At 66.6% G+C, this 4,178-nt stretch carries 2 protein-coding genes; one reads left to right on the forward strand and one right to left on the reverse strand.

Annotated elements, in window-relative coordinates:
* Positions 1-384 (forward strand): hypothetical protein (locus ACE3UY_RS15390; protein ID WP_374688382.1); only part of this gene is annotated, 384 nt, incomplete at its 5' end.
* Positions 385-556: 172 nt separating this feature from the next.
* On the opposite strand, the gene ACE3UY_RS15395 is transcribed toward ACE3UY_RS15390, so the two are convergent.
* Entirely contained in the window at positions 557-3,679 is a 3,123-nt protein-coding gene (locus ACE3UY_RS15395; RefSeq protein ID WP_374688383.1) for a S8 family serine peptidase, read from the reverse strand.
* Positions 3,680-4,178: the final 499 nt, after the last annotated feature.

The raw sequence follows: 4,178 nt of genomic DNA on the forward strand, positions 1-4,178 counted from the left end.
GACACGGCCACCTCCTTTCTCTGGGCGCAAGGCTATTACGTGCCCTTTGCCCTCGGCGGCTGGTGGCTGGCGCGGCGCTACGGCTATTCGCTGGAGAATGTGTTCTGGGCCGGGGCGCTGTCCAGCCTGTACGAGACGCTGACCGTCGGCGCGCCGGCCGTCGCCGCCAACCCGGCGCTGTTGCCCGTCGCGCCGCTGCTGGCCGGCTACTACCTGACCGTCTATGGTCTCATCCTGGCCCTGCCGCTGCTGTTCCTGGATGAGCGAACGCTCTGGCGCGACCCGCCGCGGCCGATCGGCCGGTGGGGCAAGATCGCCGCCGGCGTGGCGCTGGGACTGGTCTGTTGGGCGGCGTTCCTGGGATGGGTGGCGTTGGTGAGCTGACGCCGGTTCGTAGTCAGGCCATTCATGGCCGTTCTTCCTCCTCAGGCGGAACGGCGATGAATCGCCTGACTACCAACGAAAAGGGCGGAGCGCTCTTCAGAGCCTCCGCCCTTTTCGTGTTAGTTAGGTGCAGCGCACGTCAGAACGTGCGTCGCACCCTAGACCGATACCGTTACTTCGTGAACAGCAGCATCTCCGTCGCCTGGGTCGCGCCGCCGCGCGCGCCCGCGCCGCGGTCGCTGTTGGTCTGGAGCATGACGCCCAACTGCGGCGCGTCGCCGGGGTTCACGACGCCCAGGTTAATCACCTGCATCGTGCCGTTGCTGCGGGCCGGGAGGTCGTTAACCAGGCCGATGAACTGCTCGCCGCCCGGCGTGATGTTCAGGTAGGGCAGCAGGTCGCTCGGACCGCCGAAGTAGAAGTCCTGGGCCTCCAGCTGCGCCGCAACCTGGTTGACGCCATAGTCGGCGGCGGTCATGCCCAACTGCTCGGCGCACACGCGCAGCACGGTGTTGGCCGTGTTGGTGGCGTGTTCGGCGTAGAAGAAGGCATTGGCCGTGCCGGTCGACAGCTTGAGCACCCACGTCAGCTGGCGGCCGTCGGTGATGGTGTTGAGACTGCTGAAGTCGCGGTTCAGGATGGCGTAGTCGTCCACGCCGTTCTGATCAACGTCCACCCAGACGATGTGGCTGACGGGCAGCAGGTGGGCCTGCCGCTCCCAGGTGTTGATAGCGAACTCCCAGACGAACGACTCATTGGCGCTGCAGAAGCCGGCCGGCACGGGGAAGGTGTTCACGCCAAAGGCGCGGACGTCCGGCCGGGGCGCCTGGCCGCCGGCCGGGCCTTCCGGCAGGTTGGGGCTGGTCGCCAGCAGCGCGAAGGTTGCGTTCTGGGCCACGCCCATGCCGATGTTGTTCAGCGGCACGTTGGCGACGCCGTTGCGGAAGTTCAGCTTGGTCTTGCCGGTGACGTTGGCCGCCTGCCGCGGCAGCACGTGCCACGCCAGATGGATCGGGTCGGCCGTCGGGCTGGTCAGCTCGATGTAGCCGTCGTACTCGTTGAGCGTCAGCGTCGCCGGGTTAGCGCCCTCGACGCCGGAGCTCATGGCGTTGGGCGGCAGCCGCTTGCCCCAGATGGAGAGCGTGACCTGGAAGGTGGCATCCCTGCCGGGCCGTACCGTCACCCGCTGCGGGGCCTTGATCTTGACCGCGTCGGACGCCTCGTCATTGGCGAAGCGGAAGGTGGGCTTAATGGTGTAGACGATGGTGTGATCCGAGTAGTTGTGGACCGTCACCTTCTGCTTCAGGACTTTGACGTTCGTGCCGACGTCGACGAAGCCGAAGCTGAGCGCGCCCGTGGGGTAATCCGCCGACCAGGCCGCCGCGGAGGCTTCCACGGCGCGATCAACCCGCACCTCACCGCCGCCAATGCGGCTGATGGGGGCCAGCGGGCCGGCGCCGCTATTCAGGATATTGGTCTCGGCCGTGTTCATCAGCCGGGCCTTGACCTCCAGCGGGGACAGCGCGCCGTCGAAGTCGAGCAGCAGCGCCGCCGAGCCAGCGACCATCGGGGCCGCCCCGGACGTGCCGCCGAACGGCCCCGTGCCCGTGCCCGTGCCGTAGATGGCCGAGACGGACGCGCCGGGCGCGCCGATCTCCGGCTTCAGCCGGTTGTCGATCGAGGCGCGCGGGCCGCGCGAGGAGCTGCCGACGACGGTGCCGATGAGCGGGATGAAGTCGGCCGGGTCAATGCTGACCATGACTGGCGCGCTGATATTGGCCTTAAGCAGGTTGGAGGTGGCCTGGCTGATCATAAAGCCGGGGATGGTGATGGGGCCGGTGCCAGCCGTAAAGCCGCCCTCGAACGGGTCTCCCGGGGCGACGAGGCCGATGATGCCGGCCAGCGCGCCGCCCTGGTTGATGTTGTAGATCTTGGTGCTGAAGCCGCACGTGCCGCGGTCAACGAGCACGATCTTGCCCGTCACTGAGCCGGCGGGGAAGGGCGTGCAGCCGTCCAGGTTGCCGCCCGCGCCGTTGCCATACTGGAGCGGGCCGGTGATCGGGCCGGTGACGGGGGCCGACCAGGGTTGGAAGACGGCCGGGTAGAAGCCGGCGATGTTGGCCGGGGCGGTGACTTCCAGCTGCGGCAGCGAGGCGCTGGGCACGCTCGTCTGGGCCACGGACAGGGCCGTATCGGCCGCGCCGGGCGTGCCGGTGGCGTAGGGCTTGTCGCCGCTGTTGCCGGCCGAGGTCACGGACAGAACGCCCAGGGCGGTGGCATTGTTGACCGCGTGAGACATATCATCGTCGAACGCCTGGCCGTAGGGCGAACCAATGGACATGTTGACGATGTCCACGGCGTCGGACGGGTCGTTGTCGCCGTTCGGGTCAACGGCGAACTCCATGCCCTGGATCATGGCCACGCCAGAGCAGGACGTGGAGATGGAGGAGCAGACCTTAACGGCGTAGAGATCGACGCCGGGGGCCACACCCTGCGCGCCGCCGATGATGTCGGCCACGTGCGAGCCATGGCCCGCGCCCGTGCCCTTGTCCAGCGGGTCGGGGTCGGGAACCAGCGTCGTATTGGGCGCGGATCCGGTCCAGGTCTCGCCGACGAAGTCAGTGCCGCCAACGACCTTGGCCGTCGGGAAGGTTCCCGGCTCGATGATGGTCGGGTTGTTATTGGTATGGTCGGCCACGACGCCCGAACCGCCGAAGGCGATGTGGGTATAGTCGATGCCGCTGTCGAGGACGGCCACGCGGATGCCCGTGCCGTCGTAGCCCATGTTCTGGACGGCCGTGCCGCCGATGTAGGGCACGGTCTCGCTCAGGTCAAGCTCGTAGTTGCCGATGGGGCGGATGGCCGCCACGGCCGGATCGGCGGCCAGCGCGGGCAGCGCGGCGGCGTCGATCTCGAGGAAGATGGCGTTGAGCACCAGTTGGGTCTGGCCCAACACCTTGACGTTGGCGTCCAGCGCGCGGGCGCGGCCGACGAGGCCGGACTGCGCGGCGGCGATGGACTGGGTGGCCTGTTGCGCCGGGGCGGCGCTCAGCCCTTGCTCGGCCACGGCCGGCGCGGCCAGGCGAACGATGACCGCCTGGGGGCCAACGCCGCCCAGCAGGCTGGCGTCGAGCACGCTGGCGTCGAAGCCCGTCGCCTCGACCGGCTGGTCGAGCTTCTGGCCGGCCAGTTGGGCGGGCAGTTGAGGCTCGGGACGGCTCTGGGCCGAAACGAGCGAGGTGACGGACAGGGCCGTCAGCAGCAGCAGAACGAACAGCAATGTAACCTTGCGCATCTCATAAACTCCTGGGTTCTAAAGTCGGCAACCATACATGAGGGGCTGTCGGGCGACAGCGATAGGATACGCTGTATCAGGTTGTGGGGTCTTTGATTGGAGCCAGTGGCTACCTCCTCCAACGGGTGGGCTATGCCGGAACCACGATCGCGAGTGTGTAGGCAACAGTCTGGTCACAGCACGCTAAGGCCAGGGGCGCTCAGCTGGGTACTTCGCGCGCGACTCCCTTATGGCCAATCGTCTAGGTTAGAATACACGATTGTATAGGATTATTACGCAATAACAACCGTAAACGGGATCAGAATAGTGTCAATTCGGGGGCAGGTGAGGGGCAGTGGCAAAGTAAGCAGTAAACAGTAAGCAGTGTTCAGTAAGCGGCCAAACACTGCTTACTGCTAGACTGTTTACTGCTTACGGCCATTGTCCACTGTTCACCGCTTCTCAAGTGGGTAGCGGAAGCAACTCACCAGATGGTCATTGACCAGGCCAACCGCTTGCA

Origin of the sequence: Promineifilum sp. (SeqCode), from assembly GCF_041918635.1 — a bacterium.
Taxonomy (GTDB): Bacteria; Chloroflexota; Anaerolineae; order Promineifilales; family Promineifilaceae; genus Promineifilum.

What these genes read in the sequence shown, in the direction of transcription:
- ACE3UY_RS15395 (WP_374688383.1), bottom strand. Translation starts at nt 3,679, where the DNA reads ATGCGCAAGGTTACATTGCTGTTCGTTCTGCTGCTGCTGACGGCCCTG.